This is a genomic window from Pseudomonas sp. B10(2017), from assembly GCF_002113295.1.
GTDB classification, from domain to species: domain Bacteria; phylum Pseudomonadota; class Gammaproteobacteria; order Pseudomonadales; family Pseudomonadaceae; genus Aquipseudomonas; species Aquipseudomonas pudica.
Genome location: NZ_NEJU01000014.1, coordinates 144,077 through 166,527, shown reverse-complemented (window position 1 = coordinate 166,527; position 22,451 = coordinate 144,077). Strand labels below are relative to the sequence as shown.

The following is a 22,451-nucleotide window of genomic DNA, read 5'->3' as shown; positions in this document are numbered from 1 at the left end:
GTGGGCATCAACAACAAGGTCAACATTCATTTTCGAAGGTGGCGCTTATTCACCTTTCCGCCCTTACGGCGGGTCACTTTTTGTCAAACGCGACAAAAAGTAACCAAAAAACGCTGGCTCCTATCATCCGGCCCCTACGCTGCGCTCCGGGGTCCCCTCGCTACGGGCCTGCTCCCGGGAGTACGCGCTGCAGGCCCCATCCATGGGGCCTCAGCGCTTGACGGGCATCCATGCCCGTCACCTCCCTCCGCAGTCCCTTCGCTCGGCCTCCTGAAGTCGCAATCGGCGGCGCCTGAACTATCGCGCGCTTAAAAGCAAAAGCCGAAGCGAGAGCGAGAGCGAGAGCGAGAGCGAGAGCAAGTAAAAGAACAAAGCGGTTCGCTGTACTAGCGCGGTTTCAAGTCCATCCGGCGCAGATGGCAGGTCACTTCCTCGCGGTCGTGATACAGCTGCTTGCAGGCAATCGACACCTTGATCTTGCGCGCCTTGAAGGTCGCCTCCATGCGGTCGAGCAGCCGGCGTACTTCGGCATAGCGCTGTTTCATCGGCAGCTTCAGGTTGACCACAGCTTCACGGCACAACCCCTCGCCCAGCCAGGTCTCTATCAGCGAGGTGGTACGCGCTGGCTTCTCGACGATATCGCACACCATCCAGTCCACCGGCTGCTTCGGTTGCCAGGTGAAACCGTCGGCCATCAGGTGCTGGACCAAGCCGGTATCCATAAGGCTTTCGGCCATCGGCCCGTTGTCGATGGCGGTCACCAGCATGCCCCGGCGCACCAACTGGTAGGTCCAGCCACCCGGCGAAGCCCCCAGGTCAACGCCGGTCATGTCATCGCCCAGGCGCTGCTCCCATTGCTCGCGCGGGATGAACTGGTGCCAGGCCTCTTCCAGCTTGAGCGTCGAGCGGCTGGGCGCCTCACGGGGGAATTTCAGGCGCGGGATGCCCATGGGCCACAGCGCACTGTTGTTGGCCGGAGCAACACCGGCAAAAACCCGGCGACCGCTGATGAAGGTGAGCAGCAGGCGCGGGCGGCTGGGGTCGTCGACCAGGCGGCCGGCCTTTTCCAGGGCCTTGCGCAGTGGCACCTCGAACTTGCGGCAGAAGGTGGACAATTCCTTGCCTTCGTTGCTGTCCAGCACCTCCAGCCACAGGCTGCCGAACACCGGGAGCCCGGCCAGGTGTGCCAGCAGCACACTGATGCGGTCGCTCTCCGGCAGTTCGACATAACCGCCACGGGCCCACTGCCGCGGGAAAATCAGCTGGTTGAAGCGCAGTTCCCCCATCAAGCGCTCGGCACCGCCCTCCTCGCTACAGACAAACTCGGCACTGGCACTTTGCGGCTTGCCTTTGGCATAGCCGGCAACACCCAGGCGGGCGGCATGTTCGCTGATTTCGGCGCACACCTCACCCTCGAAACCGGGCCGGCAATGCATGAACAGGGTATTCATCTCTCACTCCACTACGGCTGGCGCGCCACAGGCGCCGGCAGGGCGGCGATGATAAAGGAAGATCGGAACCTGCGACACGCCCCGCCGGTCCAGAAAAGGGTCAGGTGGCGCAAAGCGGTCTAACCTGACCTTTCAGCCAGGTCCGTGCCGTGCGGATCGATACAGAGCGGTGCCACCGGCAAATGTTGCCAGGCACCGGCGCAGAAGGAGTTGGCAATGCCCTCGCTCGATAGCCTGAATACCCTCAAATCCCTACAGGTCGGCGACAAGACCTACCACTACTTCAGCCTCACCGAAGCCGCCCGCCAACTGGGCGACCTGCAGCGCCTGCCCATGTCGCTGAAGGTGCTGCTGGAAAACCTGCTGCGCTGGGAGGACGGCAAGACCGTCACCGGCGACGACCTGCGCGCCCTCGCCCAATGGCTGGGCGAGCGACGCTCCGACCGCGAGATCCAGTACCGCCCGGCGCGGGTACTGATGCAGGACTTTACCGGTGTGCCGGCCGTGGTCGACCTGGCCGCCATGCGCGCAGCCATGGCCAAGGCCGGCGGCGACCCGCAGCGCATCAACCCACTATCACCCGTGGACCTGGTGATCGACCATTCGGTGATGGTCGACCGCTACGGCACGCCACAGGCCTTCAGCGAAAACGTCGACATAGAAATGCAGCGCAACGGCGAGCGCTATGCCTTCCTGCGCTGGGGCCAGAGCGCCTTCGACAACTTCAGCGTGGTACCGCCGGGCACCGGCATCTGCCACCAGGTCAACCTCGAATACCTCGGCCGCACCGTCTGGACCCGCGAGGCAGATGGCCGCACCTATGCCTTCCCCGACACCCTGGTGGGTACCGACTCGCACACCACCATGATCAACGGCCTGGGCGTGCTCGGCTGGGGCGTGGGCGGCATCGAAGCGGAGGCAGCCATGCTCGGCCAGCCAGTGTCGATGCTGATCCCCGAAGTGATCGGCTTCAAGCTGACCGGCAAGCTGCGCGAAGGCATCACCGCCACCGACCTGGTGCTGACAGTGACGCAGATGCTGCGCAAGAAGGGCGTGGTGGGCAAGTTCGTCGAGTTCTATGGCGACGGCCTGGCCGAGCTGCCCTTGGCGGACCGTGCGACCATCGCCAACATGGCCCCGGAATACGGCGCCACCTGCGGCTTCTTCCCGGTCGACCAGGTGACCCTGGACTACCTGCGCCTGTCCGGCCGCCCCGAGGCGACCGTGCAACTGGTCGAGCAGTACTGCAAAGCCCAGGGCATGTGGCGGCAGCCCGGCCAGGAGCCACTGTTCAGTGACAGCCTGGCGCTGGACATGCATGAGGTCGAGGCCAGCCTGGCAGGGCCCAAAAGGCCGCAGGACCGGGTGGCCCTGGGCCAGGTCAGCCAGGCCTTCGACCACTTCATCGAACTGCAACCCAAACCGCTGGCCAAAGAAGTCAGCCGCCTGGAAAGCGAAGGTGGCGGCGGCGTGGCGGTGGGCAACGCCGACCAGGCCGGGGAGATCGACTACAGTCATCAAGGCCAGACCCACACCCTGCGCGATGGCGCCGTGGTGATTGCCGCGATCACCTCGTGTACCAATACCTCCAACCCCAGCGTGATGATGGCCGCCGGGCTGGTGGCGAAAAAGGCTCTGAAAAAAGGCCTGCAACGCAAACCCTGGGTCAAGAGTTCACTGGCGCCAGGCTCCAAGGTGGTCACCGACTACTTCAAGGCCGCCGGGCTCACCACCTATCTGGACCAACTGGGGTTCGACCTGGTCGGCTATGGCTGTACCACATGCATCGGCAACTCCGGCCCGCTGGATGAAGCGATCGAAAACGCCATCGGCAGCGCCGACCTTACGGTGGCATCGGTGCTGTCGGGCAACCGCAACTTCGAAGGCCGTGTGCACCCGCTGGTCAAGACCAACTGGCTGGCCTCGCCGCCGCTGGTGGTGGCCTATGCCTTGGCCGGCAGCGTGCGCCTGGACCTGACCCGCGAGCCGCTGGGCACCGGCAAGGATGGCCAGCCGGTATACCTGCGCGACATCTGGCCCAGCCAGCAGGAAATCGCCGCTGCCGTGGCCAAGGTCGACACGGCGATGTTCCACAAGGAATACGCCGAGGTGTTCGCCGGCGATGCACAGTGGCAGGCGATCGAGGTACCGCAGGCGGCCACCTACGTGTGGCAGGCCGACTCCACCTATATTAAGCATCCGCCGTTCTTCGAAAACATCGGCGGCCCACCCCCGCAGATCACCAACATCCAGGGTGCGCGGATCCTGGCGCTGCTGGGTGACTCGGTGACCACCGACCATATTTCGCCAGCCGGCAACATCAAGGCCGACAGCCCGGCCGGGCGCTATCTGCGTGAGCAGGGCGTGGAGCCCCGCGACTTCAACTCCTACGGTTCGCGGCGTGGCAACCATGAAGTGATGATGCGCGGTACCTTCGCCAACATCCGCATCCGCAACGAAATGCTGGCGGGCGAAGAAGGCGGCAACACCCTGCACGTGCCCAGTGGCGAGAAGCTGTCGATCTATGATGCGGCCATGCGCTACCAGCAGGAAGGCACCCCGCTGGTGGTGATCGCCGGCCAGGAGTACGGCACCGGCTCGAGCCGCGACTGGGCAGCCAAGGGTACCAACCTGCTGGGGGTCAAGGCGGTACTGGCGGAAAGCTTCGAGCGCATTCACCGCTCCAACCTGGTAGGCATGGGCGTACTGCCGCTGCAGTTCAAGGCCGGGCACAACCGCAAGCAACTGGGCCTGACCGGCAAGGAGAAGATCGATGTGCTGGGCTTGGACGGCGCACAGATCCACCCGGGCATGAGCCTGTCCTTGCGCATCACCCGCGAGGATGGGCAGCAGGAGCAGATCGAGGTGCTATGCCGGATCGATACCGTGAATGAAGTGGAGTACTTCAAGGCCGGGGGAATATTGCATTATGTGTTGCGCCAGCTGATTGCTGGTTGAGGCGGGTATGCTTGGGGCTGCTGTGCCGGCGATGGGCAGCGCAGCAGACCCAACATCGTTCAATCAGAAGGACCACTTGTGCCTCGCCTCCACCTGATCGCACTTTTACTCCTGGCGCTTGGCTACACCCTTGCCCTGAGCCACGGCAACCTCGGCATCACCACCCTGCCCACCTTTCTCGCCCTGCTTGCCGGCGCCCTGCTCGCTCGCCGCCCCCAGCGCTGGCAACAAGCCCTCGGCCACACGGTGTTCATCCTGCTGGCCATCGCCCTGGCATTGCACTGGTTGCCCGGCTTCAACGCAGCCAAGGTCATCGACGGCGTAGTCCTCAGCCCCGGCGCCCTGCCCTTCACGATGTACCTGAACCTGGACAAACCACTGATCGGCGCCTGGCTGCTGCTGGCCTGCCCTTGGTTGTTCCTGTGGCGCAGCCAGGGCCTTGCCAGCAGCTTGCTGTATGCCCTGCCCCTGACCCTGCTTGCCTGCCTGGGCGGTGCCTGGGCACTGGACATGCTGGCCTGGGCCCCGAAATGGCCCGACCAAGCCTGGCTCTGGCTGCTGAACAACCTGCTGCTGGTAAGCCTGACCGAAGAACTGTTGTTCCGCGGTTACATCCAGGCCGGCTTGCAACGGCTGCTGCGCCACCAAGGGGCAGGATTGTTCGCCGCCGCCTTGCTGTTCGGCCTGGCCCACCTGGGAGCCGGCTGGCAATGGGTGTACCTGGCCACCCTTGCCGGAATCGGCTACGGGCTGGCGTACCGCTGGGGCGGTGTGGCAGCGGCGGTACTCTGCCATTTCGCCCTTAACCTGGTGCACTTCACCCTGTTCAGCTACCCGATGCTGGCTCTTGGCTAGCTAATCGGTCATCATTCGACCTATCCGTCATGAAAAAGCAGTAAAAACGCAATAATGACGCCAACTTGCTTGAACGTGCTCGCGGGGTAAACCAGATCTCGTGCTGGCTTATTGCTGTAGATCAAGCACATTAATTATTCATTCAATAAAACCAGCGGCTTGCCGATATCTGTCGAAAGCCCTGCGGACTATCAACCCATGCGTAACAACCAGCCGATTACCCAGAGAGAACGGACTTTCCCTGCCCAGCAGCGGTTGATCTCCACCACCAATGCCAAAGGTGTGATCACTTACTGCAACGATGCCTTCATCGAGATCAGTGGTTTCACCCGCGAAGAGCTGACCGGTGCGCCGCACAACCTGGTACGCCACCCGGATGTGCCGCCAGCGGTGTTTGCCCACATGTGGCAGACCCTCAAGCAGGGCCAGCCGTGGATGGGCATCGTCAAGAACCGCTGCAAGTCTGGTGACCACTACTGGGTCAACGCCTACGTCACGCCGATCTTCGACAACAATCAGGTGGTCGGCTTCGAGTCGGTGCGGGTCAAACCTACCGCCGAGCAGGTCCGTCGCGCCGAGGCGCTGTACCAGCGCATCAACCAGGGCAAACCGCCGATACCACGCCGGGACAAGTGGCTTCCGGTGCTGCAGGACTGGCTGCCGTTCATTCTGATCAGCCAGGTAGGCTTCCTGATCGGCAACTGGCTGGGCCATTCCTGGGGCTTCGCCCTGGCTGCCGGGCTTTCCGTACCGCTGGGCCTGCTGGGTCTGAGCTGGCAACAGCGCGGCCTCAAGCGCCTGCTGCGCCTAGCCGAACAGACCACCTCCGACCCGCTGATCGCGCAGATGTACACCGACAGCCGTGGCGTGCAGGCGCGCCTGGAAATGGCCATGCTCAGCCAGGACGCGCGCATGAAAACCTGCCTGACCCGCCTGCAGGACAGCGCCGAACACCTCAGCGAACAGGCGCGCCAGTCCGACGCGCTGGCGCACAAGAGCTCTTCAGGCCTGGAGCGCCAGCGGGTGGAGACCGAGCAGGTTGCCGCTGCGGTCAACCAGATGGCCGCCACCACCCAGGAAGTGGCCAACCACGTGCAGCGCACCGCCGATGCCACCCAGGAAGCCAACCGCCTGACCAGCCAGGGTCGGCAGATTGCCGGTGAAACCCGCGAGGCCATCGAACGCCTGTCGGCGGCGGTGGGCGAGACCGGCCAGACGGTTACGCAACTGGCCAAGGACAGCGATGAGATTGGTGGGGTGGTCGACGTGATCAAGGGCATCGCCGACCAGACCAACCTGCTGGCGTTGAACGCCGCCATCGAAGCGGCACGTGCCGGTGAAATGGGCCGAGGTTTTGCCGTGGTGGCCGACGAAGTGCGCCAGCTGGCCCAGCGCACTGCCGAATCCACCGGGCAGATTCACGGCCTGATCGCCAAGCTGCAACAAACTGCCAGCAATGCCGTGCTGACCATGGAAACCGGCCATCGCCAGGCGCAGGAAGGCGTCGACCGTGTAATGCAGGCCGACGAGGCGCTGGTGGGCATCAGTGAAGCGGTGGCCAACATTACCGACATGGCCACCCAGATTGCTGCAGCGACCGAGGAGCAGACGGCAGTGGCTGACGAGATCAGCCGCAACATCAGCACCATTGCCGACCTGGCCGACCAGACTGCCGAACAGGCCCAGCACTCGGCGCTGCTCAGCGAAGAGCTGACCAGCACGGCGGGTACCCAGTACTCGCTGGTAGAGCGGTTCAACCGCTAGGGCCCTGTAGGAGCGGCCCATCGCGACACAAGGCCGCTCCTACAACGACCCCGTCCAGACTACCAATCCAGCTGCAAGCAGCTCTCGAAATAGCGCTCTTCCCCGCTCAGCGGGTCTGCAAAGCGCAGGCTCTGCGCCAGCAACTTCAGTGGCCGCTGGTAATCATCCTCTTCGTTTAGCAACTGCGGATAGAACGGGTCATTGCAGATCCCCGCCCCCAATGCCGCCATGTGCACACGCAGTTGATGGGTCTTGCCAGTCACCGGCGACAGCCCGTAACGCCACAGCTCGCCATTTTTCTCCAGCACTTCGGCCAGGGTTTCGCTGTTGGCCTCCCCCTCTACTTCATGCATGCGGAAAAACGGCTCGCCATGTACCAGGCGGCTTTTGTGCACCAGCGGGAAATCGTGCTGCGGCATGGCCGCGGCAATGGCCTGGTAGCGCTTGTCGATGCGCCGTTCGGGGAACAACCGTTGGTAGGCACTGCGACTCTGCGGGTTGGCGGAAAACAGCACGAGCCCGGCAGTGTGCCGGTCGATACGGTGCAACGGCACCAGATGCGGGTTGCCCAGGCGGCGGATCAGGCGGCGCAGCAAGGTCTGCTCGACGTATTCACCAGTCGGCGTGACTGGCAGGAAATGCGGCTTGTCGGCTACCACCAGGTGCTCATCCACATGCAGTACGGTCTCCTGCACCGGGATCGGCCGCTCGTTCGGCACCTCACGGAAGTAATGCAAACGCATACCGCGCTTGTAAGGCAGTTCGGCAGAAACCGCCCGCCCCTCGGCATCCAGCACCCGACCACGGGCAAAGCGATCGAGCCACTGGGCGCGGTCGATGGCCTTGAAATGGTCACACAGGCAGTCAAGCACCGTCGCCCAGTTACCGGGAGGCAGGCACACCGTGCTGGCTTGCTGGCGGGCGGGGTCGAAAGGCGTGGTCATGGCAGGGCTCGAAACGTTCACGGCCGCGCATTATCCCCCAAGCCCGCGCCCTCAACCAGCCTTGGCAATGGCCTCGCAGCGCTCCTTCAGCCAGCGCAACACCTGCACCGGCTCCCATCGCCCCGGGTCGTAGAGGGCATAGAGCAACCCTTGGTAACCCACCACGTCCAACCCACGGTGGTAGCCGGCACGCTGGAACAGGGCCTCGATTTCGGCGAAGCAGGTATTGAAGTGGACCTTGCCGAACGGAGTGCGGTCGTCGGTCACCAAGCCTTCGAGGCGCAGTTCCAGAACAGCGTCGGCCACCCGCTCGACGGGCATGCGGTTGACGCTGTACTTGAGTTGCTCGACATTGAGCATGGCTTTACCTCGATACTGTATTTATATACAGCATACGAACATCCCCTTGCCGCCGTCAATGCGCTTCATTGCAGGCCCGGCAGATAGCCGGTGCCTTTGCGGATGGTCAGCACCTGGCGTCGTGGGGCGCTACGCGACACAGCCAGGTGCACCCAGTTATCGAATTCGAGGATCAGCTGGTCGAAGGGGATGGCGCTTTCGCTGATACGGCGCACCACCTCGCGCGGGCTCACTTCAATCACCGTGAAGTCAGCCGCCAGCCCCTGCAGATGCTTGCTCGTCAACGCCCCGCCAATGCGCTGGTTGACTGCGGGGCTGCGATAGCCGCTGCTGACGATGATTGGTGCGCCGAACAACGCACGCACCTGCTCCAGTGCATTGCACAGCAACTGCAGGTTGGCACGCGCTTCAGCGGGAGGATTGTTGTCGAGCCCTTCCCTGGCGGCGAGCTGCGAAATGGTCATTTCATCGAGGGTGAAATGGGGAGAAATGCGCATGGCTGGATTCCTGATGACCGGTGATGGATGCCGGCCTCAACGTGCCGGCAGCGGATCATCACAACGCAACACACTGCATGGAGCAGGGACAAACCTCCCCTGGCGCTGTTACTGCTCGAGAAACGCCACCACCTGTCCGGCATCGAACGGCCAGTGCAGCTCGGCGCCATTGTCACAGCGGCGCAGCACCGGAATGATCAGGCCATAGCGCTCGTACATGGCTTCGTTCTCGGCAATGTCGACCAGCTCCACCAGCAGGCCATGGTCGACGAAGGGCATCAGCACGGCCTCGGCCACTTCACAAAGGTGGCAGCCGAGGGTGCCGAACAGTTGGCATTCAGGCAGCATGGGGGCAAGTCCGATGTGACAGGGAGAAACCTATTCTAGGTCCGTCCTGCCCCCCGTGCACCTGACGTGGCTCAATCCTGGCTGGTGGCGCCGATACGGTGCAGCGACAGGTCCGCGCCCTGGAACTCCTGCTCATGGCTCAAGCGCAGCCCGTGCAGCGCGCGGATTGCACCATACACGGCAAAACCGCCAGCCAGTGCTACCACCACGCCCATCAGGCTGCCCAGCAACTGGCTGGCCAGACTGACACCGCCCATGCCACCCAGCAGCTCCTGGCCGAAGATGCCGCAGGCCAGGCCGCCCCACACACCGCACAGACCATGCAAGGGCCACACACCCAGCACATCGTCGATCTTCCAGCGGTTCTGCGCCGCAGTGAAGGTCCAGACGAACAGCGCGCCCGCCACCAGGCCGGTGGCCAGCGCACCGATCGGGTGCATCAGGTCGGAACCTGCACAAACCGCCACCAGCCCGGCCAGCGGCCCGTTATGCAGGAAGCCCGGGTCGTTACGGCCGGCCAGCAGGGCCGACAGGGTGCCACCGACCATGGCCATCAGCGAGTTGATCGCCACCAGGCCGCTGACACCCTGCAACGTCTGGGCACTCATGACGTTGAAGCCGAACCAGCCGATGATCAGGATCCACGACCCCAATGCCAGAAAGGGTATGCTCGACGGCGCAAACGCCACCAGCCGGCCATCGCGGTAGCGCCCGCGGCGCGCGCCCAGCAGCAACACCGCCGCCAGCGCCAGCCAGCCGCCCATGGCATGCACCACTACCGAGCCGGCAAAGTCATGGAACGGCGCGCCGAAGCGTGCCTGCAACCAGGCCTGAACGCCCAGGTTGCCGTTCCACACCACGCCCTCGAAGAACGGGTAGATGAACGCCACGATCAACGCCGTGGCACACAGTTGCGGCACGAAGCGCGCCCGCTCGGCGATACCCCCGGAGATGATCGCCGGGATCGCCGCGGCGAAGGTCAGCAGGAAGAAGCACTTGACCAGCGCATAGCCATGGTCGGCCGCCAGCGCCGCCGCCGGCTGGAAGAAGCTGACACCGTAGGCGATCCAGTAACCGATGAAAAAGTACACCAGTGCCGAGATAGCGAAGTCGCTGAGAATTTTCGACAAGGCGTTGACCTGGTTCTTGTGGCGCACCGTGCCCACTTCGAGAAACGCGAAGCCGGCGTGCATGGCCAGCACCAGGATGGCGCCCATGAGAATGAACAGGGTGTTGGAACCGTGGACCAGGGAGTCCATCGCGCTGTGCATGTTTTCCATGAAATAGGCAGACCTGCTGAAAAAGGCACCAGGACAGTTCAAGAACCTGCATCCCTGCACCGAATCGGTGCCAGCCCCCTGCCCTGTTTCGGTGAGCCGGGCGGAGCCTGCGTGGTTTTTTCTTGGGTTTGTCGTGGATTGGGTTAAGGTTTATCGGTATCCGCTGCGCTGGCGCCCTGAATCGGCGCAATACCCGCCTGGGGCGCCCCGCAACGTGGCAAAGGCTTAGCAAGGCCCATACCAGCGCCGGCACTTGAACCTTCCGCGCGTGCTATCACTCGAACTACCAACATCCATCGACAGGGAGACACCCATGGCCAGCAAATCGGCAAAGACTGCACAAGAGATATTGATGGCTGACTTCCAGGCACTGGTCCGCGATACCGAGAAGCTGCTGGCCGACACCGCCAACCTGGCCGGCGACCAGGCTGACGAGTTGCGCGCACAGATCCACGATCGCCTGGCCCAGGCCCGCGAAAACCTGCAGCTGACCCAGGACTCGGTGCGCGAGCGCGGCCACGCAGCACTGGGCAGTGCCGAACAGTACGTGCAGGAAAAACCATGGCAGGCGATCGGCATTGCCGCGGGCGTCGGCCTCTTGATCGGCCTGCTGGCCAACCGGCGCTAAGGGGTTCCCATGGAGAACGACGCCAACGGCGCCAGCGCCTCGGGCAAGCGCCTGGGCGCGGCTGCCCTGGGGCTGCTGCACAGCCATATCGAATTGTTCGGCATCGAGTTGCAGGAGCAGAAGGGTCGCACATTGAGCTTGCTGCTGTTCGCTGGCCTGGCCCTGGTATTCGCCCTGCTGCTGCTGACGGCGCTGTCCGGGCTGTTGCTGGTGTTGCTGTGGGACAGCTATCGCCTGGCCGGCATCATCGGCTTGTGCGTGTTCTACGGCATCGCCGCGCTGTATTGCGGCCTGCGCCTGAAAGCAGCGGTGTTCGACGAGTCGTCGCCCTTCGGCGCCACCCTAGAGGAACTTGCCAAGGACCGGGAGCGCCTGTTGCCATGAGCCTGCCAGAACTGCCAAACACCCGTAACCCGCGTGAACTGCGCAAGGCGCTGCTGCGCCTGCGCATGGAAATGCACCGCCAGGAAATCCGCCACGAGTCCGCGCAGTTGCTGGAGCCGCTGCGCCGGGTGCGCGGCATGGGCAGCTCGCTGCAAGACGGGCTGGGCATCAAGCATGCGCCACTGTGGGGGATTGGCGCCGTGGTGGCGCTGGGCTTCCTCACCGGCAAAGGTGTGCGCAGCGGCAACCTGGCGCGGCTGTTGCGCCTGGGCACCGGCCTGCTGCCGCTGCTGCGCCTGTACCTGCAAGGCAGCCGCCGCCCCTGAGCGTTTTCCGTCGACAGCACCGGCCCTGTCGCCGGCATGCCGGCTCCCACCTCGACCGCATCGGTCTCACGCCATGTGCGATTCCTGTGGGAGCCGGCTTGCCGGCGATAGGGCCCTTACAGGCTTACCCCTTGCGCTGCCCTTCCGGACACCGGAAGCTATACCCCTCGATCCACAGGAGACCGCGCCTTGGACTGGCACACCCTGCTCACCCGCGAACGCTTGGGCAAAGCCCTGTACAGCGCCGATGAACTCGGGCGCAGCCCCTTTCACAAGGACCACGACCGCATCATCTTCTCCGGAGCCTTCCGCCGTCTCGGGCGCAAGACCCAGGTGCACCCTGTTTCCAGCAACGACCATATCCACACACGCCTGACCCACTCGCTGGAAGTCAGCTGCGTTGGCCGCTCGCTGGGCATGCGCGTCGGCGAAACCCTGCGCGACAGCCTGCCGGACTGGTGCGCCCCCAGCGACTTGGGGATGATCGTGCAGTCGGCCTGCCTGGCCCATGACATCGGCAACCCACCGTTCGGTCACTCTGGCGAAGACGCCATCCGCCACTGGTTCCAGCAGGCCGCCGGGCGTGGCTGGCTGGACGACATGAGCGACGACGAGCGCGCCGACTTCCTCAACTTCGAAGGCAATGCCCAAGGCTTTCGCGTACTCACCCAGCTGGAGTACCACCAGTTCGACGGCGGTACCCGGCTGACCTATGCCACCCTCGGTACTTACCTGAAGTACCCATGGAGCGCACGCCACGCCGACGCCCTGGGCTACAAGAAGCACAAGTTCGGCAGTTACCAGAGCGAGCTGCCACTGCTCGAGCAGATCGCCCGCAAGCTCGGCCTGCCGCAACTGGAACACCAGCGCTGGGCGCGCCACCCGCTGGTCTACCTGATGGAGGCTGCGGATGACATCTGCTACGCGCTGATCGACCTGGAAGACGGCCTGGAAATGGAGCTGTTGCAGTACGCTGAAGTCGAAGCGCTGTTGCTCGACCTGGTCGGCGATGACCTGCCGGAAACCTACCGCCAGCTCGGCCCTGGCGACTCCCGGCGGCGCAAGCTGGCGATCCTGCGCGGCAAGGCCATCGAGCACCTGACCAACGCTGCCGCTCGCGCCTTCGTCGAGCAGCAGCAGGCCTTGCTGGCCGGCCAGCTTGCGGGCGACCTGGTCGAACACATGCACGGCCCGGCCAAGCGCTGCGTGCTGCAGGCCAAGGCCATGGCACGCAACAAGATCTTCCAGGACAAGCGCAAGACCCTGCACGAAATCGGCGCCTACACCACGCTGGAGATCCTGCTGAACACCTTCTGCGGGGCGGCCCTCGAGCAGCACGGTGGGCGCACACCCTCGTTCAAGAGCCGCCGGGTACTGGACCTGATCGGCAACAATGCCCCCGACCCGCACGGCTCGCTGCACAGCGCCTTCCTGCGCATGATCGACTTCATCGCCGGGATGACCGACAGCTATGCCAGCGAAATGGCCCGGGAAATGACCGGGCGCTCCAGCCCGACTTGAGCCCTGACGGTGCAACCCGGGCATTGCCCGGAGCTGCACCGTACTTTGTGGGAAACTTCCTACATACACTGGCGACAAGTTAAACAACACGAATAAAAATAAATGAAAAGTTACCAATCACGTTTTGACATTGAGTTAAATGTGCCTGGTTCGTAGCCCGAATTGTTTTATCTTGTAAGCCATTTCCCATATAGGGCTAATAGCCCTTCCTCGCATGCCCGATGACTTTCAACTGCGATAAGGTGCCGCCTGTCATCCTCAATCGCCCGCAGGGAAGTTGAACATGCATTCCATATTTATCGTCGACGACCATCCCGTCATCCGCCTGGCCGTTCGTATGTTGCTGGAAAACCAGAATTACAAGGTTGTCGGCGAGTCGGACAACGGCGTTGACGCCATGCAGATGATTCGCGAAACCTCGCCCGACCTGGTCATCCTCGACATCAGCATCCCCAAGCTGGACGGGCTGGAGGTGCTTGCCCGGTTCCAGGCCATGGCCCTGCCCCTGAAGGTGCTGGTACTGACCGCGCAATCTCCCGCATTGTTTGCCGTACGCTGCATGCACTCGGGTGCTGCAGGCTATGTGTGCAAACAGGAAGACCTGAGCGAACTGCTCAGTGCAATCAAGGCCGTGCTGGCTGGTTACAACTATTTCCCCAGCCAGGCAATCAAGCATGACCATGCGGTAGATGCCGACTTGCAACTTTTCCGCCAGGTAAATGACCGCGAACTGATGGTACTGCAACTATTCGCCCAAGGCCGCAGCAACAAGGAAATTGCCAAGGGCATGTTCCTCAGCAGCAAGACCGTCAGTACCTACAAGAAGCGCCTCATGCACAAACTTCAGGTCAATACGCTGGTCGACCTGATTGAAATGGCCAAACGCAACGCGCTGGTCTGAGGGTAGTCATGGCGCAGCTCATAGTTCGCCTGCTGTTCACCCTGCTCCTGTTCAGCAGCGTGGCACAGGCGACCCACCACGAAGCTTCATCCTATACCTTGCTGGCACGCTCATCGGCCAGGCCGGCATTGCCTGCGCTCACCGACGAGCAACGGCAATGGCTCGAAGGCCGTCAGGAACTGGTGCTGGGTACCTCGGCACCGGACTACCCACCATTCGACATCACCAGTGGGGGCCGCGACTACCAAGGCCTTACCGCCGAGTATGCGAACCTGATCGGCAACGCCCTGCAGTTGCCCGTGCGTGTGCTGCGCTTTTCCAGCCGGCAAGCGGCGGTGGAGGCGCTGCGCCAGGGCGATATCGACCTGCTTGGCAGCGCCAATGGCTACGAAGCGGCCAGCGATGGCCTTGCCCTGTCGCACCCCTATGCCATCGACCAACCGGTGCTGGTAACCCGCGAGGACGAAAGCCGGGCGCTGGACATGGGCCTGGCCGGCATGCGCCTGGGCATGCTCTACCACTACCTGCCGCGGCAGGAGGTGAAAAGCGCCTACCCCAAGGCCGAGCTGCTGGCCTTCGGCTCATCCAGCGAGGCCTTGAGTGCCGTGGCGTTCGGCCAGGCCGACGTGTTCATCGGCGATACCATTTCCACCCACTACCAGCTCAATCGCGGCCACCTGCCACGTCTGCGCATGGCCAGTTTCGGCAAGCACGAAGCCATCGGCTTCGGTTTTGCCCTGCGCCACGAGGACAGGGTGCTGATGCAGATGGTGAACGCCACCCTGGACAGACAGACTTCGGCCATACGCGCCAGTATCTTCAAACGCTGGAGCGCTGGTAGCGACCAACTGCTGACCGACCGCAAGCTGCAACTGACCGACACCGAAGAACAATGGCTGAAGGACCACCCGGTGATGCGTGTGGCAATCGATGACACCGCTGCACCTGTCTCGTATTTCGATGGCTCGGGGCATTTTCGCGGCATCACCGCTGACCTGCTCGAACTCCTTCGCTTGCGCACCGGCTTGCGTTTCGAGGTACAGCGCGCCAGCGGCCTTGCCGACATGATTGCCCGCCTCAAGGATGGCCGCGCCGATGTCATCGCTGCACTGGCCACCGGCGGGGTGAACGAAGACGACCTGCAAATCAGCCAGCCCTACCTTGAAAGCGCCTATGTGCTGGTCAGCCGCAAGGACAAACAACCCCTCACCTCGCTGGAACAACTGCAGGGTCATCGCATCGCCATCACCCGCTACAGCGCCATGGACGCCATGCTGTCGAGGCACTATCCGCAAATCGGCTGGGTCGAGACCGAAAGCTCGTTCTATTCCATGGCGTTGCTCAACAGCGGTGCCGTCGATGCAGTGATCACCACTTTGATCGACGCCAACCACGCGCTGGCCGGCAACCCGGAACTGGTCATCCGGGCCACCGTCGGCAGCGAACCCGCCAACTTCGCCATGGCCACCAGTGCCCCATCGCAGGTGCTGGTGTCGATCCTCGACAAGGCGCTGCTGAGCATCTCGCCGGAAGAACTGGGGGTCATCAACAACCGCTGGCGCGGCTTCAGCCTGCACGAGGATGGCAATGACCACGGCTACCGCAGGCTGGCGATTCAAGTGGTACTGGGCACCGCCGTGCTATTGCTCCTGGCCTTGCTGTGGAATGCCCGCCTGCGTCTGCAGATTCGCCAACGGCAACGTGCCGAACGGGCGCTGAACGACCAGTTGGCATTCATGCGCGCCCTGCTCAACGGCACACCCCACCCCATGTACGTGCGTGACCGCGAGGGCCGCCTGCAAAGCTGCAACTACAGCTACCTCGAAGCCGTGCAGGCCCGGTCCGAGGAGGTCATCGGCAAGAACCTGGAAGGTAGCCTGTTCGCCGATAGCGAGCAGACCCGGCAGATCCACGCCGATTACCTGAAGGTGATGGCCGAAGGCTCGCCACTGATCATGGACCGGCCACTACGGATCCAGGGCCGGGAAATGACCATCTACCACTGGATTCTGCCGTACCGCGACTCACTGGGTGTGGTACAGGGCATCATCGGTGGCTGGATCGACATCAGCGAACGCCGCCATCTGGTCATGGAGCTGCGCCAGGCCAAGCAGCAGGCCGACGATGCGAACCGCGCCAAAAGCACGTTCCTGGCCACCATCAGCCATGAAATCCGTACCCCGATGAATGCGGTCATCGGCATGCTCGAGCTGGCAGTCAAGCGCGCCGACCAAGGCCGGGTAGACCGCAGCGCGCTGGAACTGGCCCACCATTCGGCCAAGGACCTGCTGGGCCTGATCGGCGATATCCTCGACATCGTGCGCATCGAGTCGGGGCACTTGTCCCTTGCCCCGGAGGCCGTCGACCTTGCAGCCCTGGTCGAATCGGTGGGGCGCATTTTCGAAGGCCAGGCGCGGCAGAAAGGCCTGGCCCTGGAGGTTATGATCGCACCGGCCGCACGCTGCCATGCCCTGCTTGACCCCCTGCGCTTCAAGCAGGTCCTGTCCAACCTGGTAAGCAACGCCATCAAGTTTACCGAGCATGGCCAGGTGCGCATCTGCGTCGGCCTGGTGGACGACGGCACCACCACCCCTGCCGTGCTGGAGCTGGAAGTACGCGACAGCGGCATCGGCATCCACGCAGATGACCTGCAACGCCTGTTCAACCCGTTCATCCAGGCCAACCCGCATAGCCAGAGCGCCCGTGCGGGTACCGGGCTGGGCCTGGCCATCTGTCGCAACCTGTGCGAAATGATGGGCGGCAGCCTGACCATCAAGAGCCTGGAGGATGTCGGCACCCAGGTGCGACTGAAGATGCCACTGCAGCGGGTTGACGCTGCGGCGCAGCCGGCCCGGCAGATAGAGAACCTCGATGTGCCCGACCCTAGGCTGAACGTGCTGGTGATCGACGACCATCCAGCCAACCTGCAATTGATGGCACAGCAGCTTGGCTACCTGGGGCTGAAGCACACCAGCGCCCGCGACGGTCGCGAAGGCTTGGCCACCTGGCGGGCGGGCGACTTCGATGTGCTGGTGCTCGACTGCAACATGCCGCACATGAACGGCTACCAGCTGGCCACCGCCGTACGCACCGAGGAACGCCATGGCAAGCGGCCGCGCTGCACCATTCTCGGCTACACCGCCAACGCACAGCCGGAGGTACGCCGCAAGTGCCTGAGCGCCGGCATGGACGACTGCCTGCTCAAGCCGATCAGCCTGGGCACGCTCAGCCAGCGCCTGGCCGGCATACGCCCGCACCGCCAACACAAACCGCGGCGCAAGCTGTACCACCTGGACGGCCTGGCCACAGTGGTCGGCCAAGACCCGAACGACCGCCAGCGCTTCCTGCAGGCGTTGCAGCAGAGCCTGCAGGCCGACCTGGCCACCTTGATGGCACTGAATCCGCAGAACGACAGCGATGCCATTGCCGAACAGGCGCACAAGGTGCTCAGCGCCGCGCGGATGCTGGAAGCCCCCGCACTGATGAAGGCCTGCGAAGCCCTGGAAGCAAGCGGCTTGCCTACCGCCCAGTTGCGCCTGCGGCGCCAGGCACTGGCGCGACATATGCGCCGGGTAGAACGTGCCCTGGCCAAGGAACTGGCCACGGGCACCTGCACACAAGCAGGCAGCCACGCGTGTTAACTGGTAGACTGCGCGGCGTTATTACCTAAGAGGATTGTTTCATGGCCACAAACCGCTCCCGTCGTCTGCGCAAGAAGCTGTGTGTCGACGAGTTTCAGGAATTGGGCTTCGAGCTGAACCTGGAATTCAAGGAAGATCTGGATGACCAGGCAATCGATGCTTTCCTCGACGCGTTCCTGGCAGAAGCCATGGATGCCAATGGCCTGGACTATGTAGGCGGTGACGATTTCGGCCTGGTGTGCTCGGTCAAACGTGGCTCGGTCAGCGAAGAACAGCGTGCAGCCGTTGAAGCCTGGCTCAAAGGCCGTAGCGAACTGACCAAGATCGAAGTCAGCCCGCTGCTGGACGCCTGGTACCCGGAAAAGCCGATCAACAAGGCCGAGTAATACCGGCCCGGCTCGATCGCTGAAAAGGCCACCCCAAGGGTGGCCTTTTTTATTGGGGGTGCTTTTCCGTCGAACGTGGCGCATCGTCGCTGCGCTTGGGGCATAATGCGTATTCTTTCACCCTGGGGCCATCATCCCTTACAGCCCCAATGCCCTTTTCCCTCGCCGTAGGGTATTTATCGATCATGATCAAAACGCTTCGTCCCCTCGTTCTTGCCGGCCTGCTGTTGCCACTCGCCCTGCCCAGCCAGGCCGCCGCCGTCAACACCACGCTGCCTGCCAAGGTGCAGCAGGCCCTCAAGGCCAACAAGCTGCAGGATTCTGCCCTGTCACTGGTGATGCTGCCGCTTGACGGCCCCGGCACACCGACCGTGTTCAATGCCGATGTCTCGGTCAACCCGGCCTCGACCATGAAACTGGTCACCACCTACGCCGCCCTCGAACTGCTGGGCCCGACCTTCCAGTGGAAAACCGAGTTCTACACCGACGGCACCCTCAGCAACGGTGTACTCAACGGCAACCTGTACCTCAAGGGTGGCGGCGACCCAAAACTGAACATGGAGAAGCTGTGGCTGCTGATGCGTGACCTGCGCGCCAATGGCGTGCGCACCATCACCGGCGACCTGGTTCTGGACCGCAGCCACTTCGTGCAGCCCAATCTGCCGCAGTTCAACGACGACGGCGGCGATGTGAACAAGCCGTTCCTGGTCAAGCCCGACTCGCTGCTGGTCAACCTCAAGGCCCTGCGTTTCGTGGCCCGCAACGATGGCGGCAAGGTCACCATCGCGGTCGAACCGCCGATTGCCAGCATCCGCATCGATAACCAGGTCAAGGCGGTGGCCTCCAAACAGTGCTCGGGTGACGTGCGCTACAACCCGGTGCAACAGGCCGATGGCATCAGCGTAACGGTCAGCGGCCAGCTGGGTGACGGCTGCAACTCGCAGACCTACCTGTCACTGCTCGATCACCAGACCTACGCCGCCGGTGCCGTGCGCGCTATATGGAACGAGCTGGGTGGCAGCATCCAGGGTGGCGACCGCTTCGAGAACGTGCCCAAGGGCGCTCGCCTGCTGGCCCGTGCCTTCTCGCCAGACCTGGTGGAAGTGATCCGCGACATCAACAAATACAGCAACAACACCATGGCTCAGCAGCTGTTCCTGAGCCTTGGTGCACAGTTCCGCACCGATGCCGACGGTGACGACGCTCGCGCTGCCCAGCGCGTGGTGCGCCAGTGGCTGGCGAAGAAGGGCATTACAGCCCCGCACCTGGTGATGGAAAACGGTTCCGGCCTGTCGCGCGCCGAACGGGTCAGCACTCGGGAAATGGCCGCGATGCTGCAGGCCGCCTGGAAGAGTCCTTATGCTGCCGAATTCATGAGCTCGATGCCGCTGGTGGGTATGGACGGCACCATGCGCAAGCGCCTGAAGCGTACCGCCATGACCGGCGAAGGGCACATCAAGACCGGCACGCTGAACACCGTGCGGGCAATTGCCGGCTTCAGCCGTGACAGCAACGGCCATACCTGGGCAGTGGCGGCGATCCTCAACGATCCGAAACCGTGGGGCGCCTCGCAGGTGCTCGACCAGGTGCTGCTGGACCTGTACCGCCAGCCGAAACTGGCCGGCAGCACAGCGGCCAACTGATAGGTATAGGTAGCCAGTACCGGCCTCTTCGCGGGCTTGCCCGCTCCCACAGGTATTGCACCAAGTTCAATAACGGTGCAGTACCTGTGGGAGCGGGCAAGCCCGCGAAGGGGCCGGTACCGACAACCAAAAACGATCAGGCCAACTCCCCCTCCACACGATCCCGCCCGGCCTGCTTGGCCGCATATACGCCGGCATCAGCCCGCAACAGCAAGGCATCGGCCCCCTCCCCCGGTCGCCAGCCCGCCACACCAAAACTCGCGGTCACCCTGCCCACGCCTTCCACCGGCACATTGCGCACCCCATGCCACAGCTCCAGCGCCAGCAACCGGGCCTGCTCGGCATCGCTGCCGGGGCACAGCACCATGAACTCCTCGCCGCCCAGCCGGCAGAACACATCGGTACGCCGCAAACGCTGGCCGATACGCAGGCACAAGCTACGCAGCACGCGGTCGCCGACGGCATGGCCGAAATGGTCGTTGATGCGCTTGAAGTGATCGATATCGAGCATGATCACCGCCAGTGCCAGGCCATCGCGCTGGGCACGTTCCAGTTCGAGCTTGAGCCGCTCCTGGAAGTAACGGCGGTTATGGATGCCGGTCAGCGAGTCGGTCACCGACAGCGCACGCAACTCTTCCTCCACGCCCTTGAGGTCGGAGATGTCGGTCAGGTAGCCATGCCACAAGGTGCACCCCTGCTCGCCCACCTCCGGTGTCGCCTCGCCACGCACCCAGCGCAGCCCGGCACGCGGCAGGCAGACCCGGTATTCTTCGCGCCAGGGCGACAGGTGTTCGGCCGAGTAACGCACCGAGCGGCGCACGCGCTCCAGGTCATCCGGGTGGATGCGCTCGAATACCGCCGTGGCATCCTCGCGCAACTGCTGCAGGTCAATTTCGTATATGTCGTACAGGCCCATGCTGGCATACGGAAAGCAGGAATGGCCGTTGCCATCCAGGCGGTACTGATATATGCCGCCCGGCACCTCGGCACTGAGCTTTTCCAGAAGGCGGTCACGGGCCGCCAGCGCCTCATGCACCCGACGCCGTTCGGTGACATCGATGCAGATCGCCAGGTAACCGATCCACAACCCCTGTTCATCGAGCATGGCGGTGACCAGCATGTTGGCCACCAGTTGGCTGCCATCGGCGCGTAACAAGGTCCACTCCCCCGGCTCGGCGCCATGCTCCTGCACCGTTTCGGCGAACATGGCCTGGCCACCTTCAATCGGTCGGCCGTAACGCAGGCTCAAGGCATGGGTACGCAGGCTCAATTCCTCGGGCAGCACCAGGTCCTCCAGGCGCAGCTGGCCGATCGCCTCGCTGGCGGGGTAACCGAGCATGCGTTCGGCGCCGGCGTTGAATGTACTGACCACGCCCTTGAGGTTGGTGGCGATGATCGCCACCTGGGTTGCGGCATCCAGCACGCTGCGCAGCTGGTTGTGGGTGCCACGCAGTGACTGCTCGCTGACCCGCAGCTCGGCAGTGCGCTGCTCGACCAGGGCCAAGGCACGCTGGCGCTGGCTGAACAGGTTGTAGAGCAAGATACTGAGCAGCAGGCTCAACAAGCCGCCCAGCAGGCTCACGGCCAACACCGCGGAGGAACGGTTGGCGCGCACGAAGGCCAGACTCGGCCGGATACTCAGCTGGAAGTGGTGGTCAGCCAGGTGCAACAGCTGGTTGGTGGCCAGCGGCAGGGGGGCGACCGGGTTCTGCGAATCGAACATCACTTCGGGGCCATGCAGCCCGGTGGGGTCGACGATACGGACTACCAGGTTGTCGTCCGCCGAAACCGGGCGCCCGTCACTGACCAGTTCACGCATGCTAAGCAAGGCCGTCACATAGCCCACTGCCGCGCCGCGGGGGTTGGCATCGGAAAACACCGGCGCCACCATCAGCAGGCCACGCGCATCCGAGCTGGTATCGAACATGGGCAGTGGCTCGGAAACCGCCATGCTGCCCGGCCCCAACGCCCGCGACAGGGCCGCCAGGGGCTCTTCCTGGCCGGCGAGGTCCAGCCCATAGGGCAGCCCGGGCAATTCACCCGACTGGGTATAGAGTACCGGGAAGTAATGGTCGCGCTGGGGGGATGGCCGCCACTGGCCTTGCTGATCCTGGTCGCGGATCACATAGCCCGGACCGGAATGCGCACTGGCCTGGCGCTCGAACTCGGCGCGTTGCGCGGCTTCGACACGCGGCGCCCAGGCGTAGGCCAGGGTCCGCTGCAGCAATGGCCTGGCGTAGCCGTCGAACTCGTGTGGGGTGATTTCGTTGGAAAAGCTGAAAAACCGCCGCAGCCCGTCCAGGCGCTGCTGCTGTTCGTCAAACCGCTCGGCGATACGGCTGAAACGCTCGCTGGCCAGCAGCTCGAAGCGCTGGCGCAGCTGCTGCTTGTAGAAGGTTTGCGTGGCTAACGCCAGGACGGCCGTCAACAGGCCGCCTACGACCAGGGCAACCAGGGCCACCGCCCAGGCGGACACCGCCTCTGTGCACAGGCCAAGCAACCGCGCACGCACGCCACCCTTTGACATACACCCATCTCGTCACGTCAGCGTCCTGCGGATTATC

General features: G+C 63.6%; 18 protein-coding genes. 11 read left to right on the top strand and 7 right to left on the bottom strand.

The genetic code is table 11. From position 1 onward, the window contains the following. Positions 1 to 386 precede the first annotated feature (386 nt). A complete protein-coding gene (rlmM, locus tag CAF92_RS17940; protein WP_085601524.1) occupies positions 387 to 1,451 on the bottom strand; it encodes a 23S rRNA (cytidine(2498)-2'-O)-methyltransferase RlmM in 1,065 nt (354 codons plus the stop codon). 216 nt (positions 1,452 to 1,667) lie between these two features. Between rlmM and acnA the strand changes: the two genes are divergently transcribed. The 3 genes from acnA to CAF92_RS17925 all read left to right on the top strand — a co-directional run bounded on the left by acnA (position 1,668) and on the right by CAF92_RS17925 (position 7,028). Next, positions 1,668 to 4,409, top strand: a complete 2,742-nt coding sequence (gene acnA / locus CAF92_RS17935) for an aconitate hydratase AcnA (protein ID WP_085601523.1) — start codon at positions 1,668 to 1,670, stop codon at positions 4,407 to 4,409. 78 nt (positions 4,410 to 4,487) lie between these two features. Beyond that, entirely contained in the window at positions 4,488 to 5,264 is a 777-nt protein-coding gene (locus CAF92_RS17930; protein ID WP_085601522.1) for a CPBP family intramembrane glutamic endopeptidase, read from the top strand. Between the two features lie 198 nt (positions 5,265 to 5,462). After that, a complete protein-coding gene (locus tag CAF92_RS17925; protein WP_046616265.1) occupies positions 5,463 to 7,028 on the top strand; it encodes a PAS domain-containing methyl-accepting chemotaxis protein in 1,566 nt (521 codons plus the stop codon). 59 nt (positions 7,029 to 7,087) lie between these two features. Here the strand turns inward: CAF92_RS17925 and CAF92_RS17920 are convergent, their stop codons facing one another. The 5 genes from CAF92_RS17920 to CAF92_RS17900 all read right to left on the bottom strand — a co-directional run bounded on the left by CAF92_RS17920 (position 7,088) and on the right by CAF92_RS17900 (position 10,457). Next, positions 7,088 to 7,972 carry a pseudouridine synthase gene (locus CAF92_RS17920; RefSeq protein WP_046616266.1) on the bottom strand — a complete coding sequence of 295 codons (885 nt, stop codon included), beginning with the start codon at positions 7,970 to 7,972 and terminating at the stop codon, positions 7,088 to 7,090. 51 nt (positions 7,973 to 8,023) lie between these two features. Beyond that, positions 8,024 to 8,332 carry a hypothetical protein gene (locus tag CAF92_RS17915; RefSeq protein WP_046616267.1) on the bottom strand — a complete coding sequence of 103 codons (309 nt, stop codon included), beginning with the start codon at positions 8,330 to 8,332 and terminating at the stop codon, positions 8,024 to 8,026. 65 nt (positions 8,333 to 8,397) lie between these two features. Beyond that, a complete protein-coding gene (locus CAF92_RS17910) occupies positions 8,398 to 8,829 on the bottom strand; it encodes a D-Ala-D-Ala carboxypeptidase family metallohydrolase (RefSeq protein WP_046616268.1) in 432 nt (143 codons plus the stop codon). 108 nt (positions 8,830 to 8,937) lie between these two features. Then, positions 8,938 to 9,177, bottom strand: a complete 240-nt coding sequence (locus CAF92_RS17905) for a glutaredoxin family protein (protein WP_085601521.1) — start codon at positions 9,175 to 9,177, stop codon at positions 8,938 to 8,940. Positions 9,178 to 9,248: 71 nt separating this feature from the next. Further along, complete coding sequence (locus CAF92_RS17900) at positions 9,249 to 10,457, bottom strand: ammonium transporter (protein ID WP_046616270.1); 1,209 nt, start codon at positions 10,455 to 10,457, stop codon at positions 9,249 to 9,251. 313 nt (positions 10,458 to 10,770) lie between these two features. Here CAF92_RS17900 and CAF92_RS17895 point away from each other — a divergent pair, with 313 nt between their 5' ends. From CAF92_RS17895 to dacB, 8 genes are all read left to right on the top strand, one after another. Further along, positions 10,771 to 11,085 carry a YqjD family protein gene (locus CAF92_RS17895; protein WP_046616271.1) on the top strand — a complete coding sequence of 105 codons (315 nt, stop codon included), beginning with the start codon at positions 10,771 to 10,773 and terminating at the stop codon, positions 11,083 to 11,085. Positions 11,086 to 11,094: 9 nt separating this feature from the next. After that, positions 11,095 to 11,469: a phage holin family protein gene (locus CAF92_RS17890; protein ID WP_013971683.1), complete on the top strand. Its 375-nt coding sequence runs from the start codon at positions 11,095 to 11,097 to the stop codon at positions 11,467 to 11,469. Continuing rightward, complete coding sequence (locus CAF92_RS17885; protein ID WP_085601520.1) at positions 11,466 to 11,795, top strand: hypothetical protein; 330 nt, start codon at positions 11,466 to 11,468, stop codon at positions 11,793 to 11,795. Before CAF92_RS17890 ends, CAF92_RS17885 begins: the two co-directional genes overlap by 4 nt. Positions 11,796 to 11,984: 189 nt before the next feature. Next, positions 11,985 to 13,316: a deoxyguanosinetriphosphate triphosphohydrolase gene (locus CAF92_RS17880; protein WP_085601519.1), complete on the top strand. Its 1,332-nt coding sequence runs from the start codon at positions 11,985 to 11,987 to the stop codon at positions 13,314 to 13,316. 283 nt (positions 13,317 to 13,599) lie between these two features. After that, entirely contained in the window at positions 13,600 to 14,217 is a 618-nt protein-coding gene (locus tag CAF92_RS17875; protein WP_046616274.1) for a response regulator transcription factor, read from the top strand. 8 nt (positions 14,218 to 14,225) lie between these two features. Next, a complete protein-coding gene (locus CAF92_RS17870) occupies positions 14,226 to 17,858 on the top strand; it encodes an ATP-binding protein (RefSeq protein ID WP_085601518.1) in 3,633 nt (1,210 codons plus the stop codon). Between the two features lie 41 nt (positions 17,859 to 17,899). Next, on the top strand, positions 17,900 to 18,244 hold the full coding sequence (locus CAF92_RS17865) for a YggL family protein (RefSeq protein WP_004376110.1): 345 nt from the start codon (positions 17,900 to 17,902) through the stop codon (positions 18,242 to 18,244). A 185-nt stretch (positions 18,245 to 18,429) separates the two neighbouring features. Continuing rightward, positions 18,430 to 19,887 carry a D-alanyl-D-alanine carboxypeptidase/D-alanyl-D-alanine-endopeptidase gene (gene dacB, locus CAF92_RS17860; RefSeq protein WP_046616276.1) on the top strand — a complete coding sequence of 486 codons (1,458 nt, stop codon included), beginning with the start codon at positions 18,430 to 18,432 and terminating at the stop codon, positions 19,885 to 19,887. Between the two features lie 136 nt (positions 19,888 to 20,023). Here the strand turns inward: dacB and CAF92_RS17855 are convergent, their stop codons facing one another. Continuing rightward, positions 20,024 to 22,414, bottom strand: a complete 2,391-nt coding sequence (locus tag CAF92_RS17855; RefSeq protein WP_046616277.1) for a diguanylate cyclase — start codon at positions 22,412 to 22,414, stop codon at positions 20,024 to 20,026. Positions 22,415 to 22,451 lie beyond the last annotated feature (37 nt).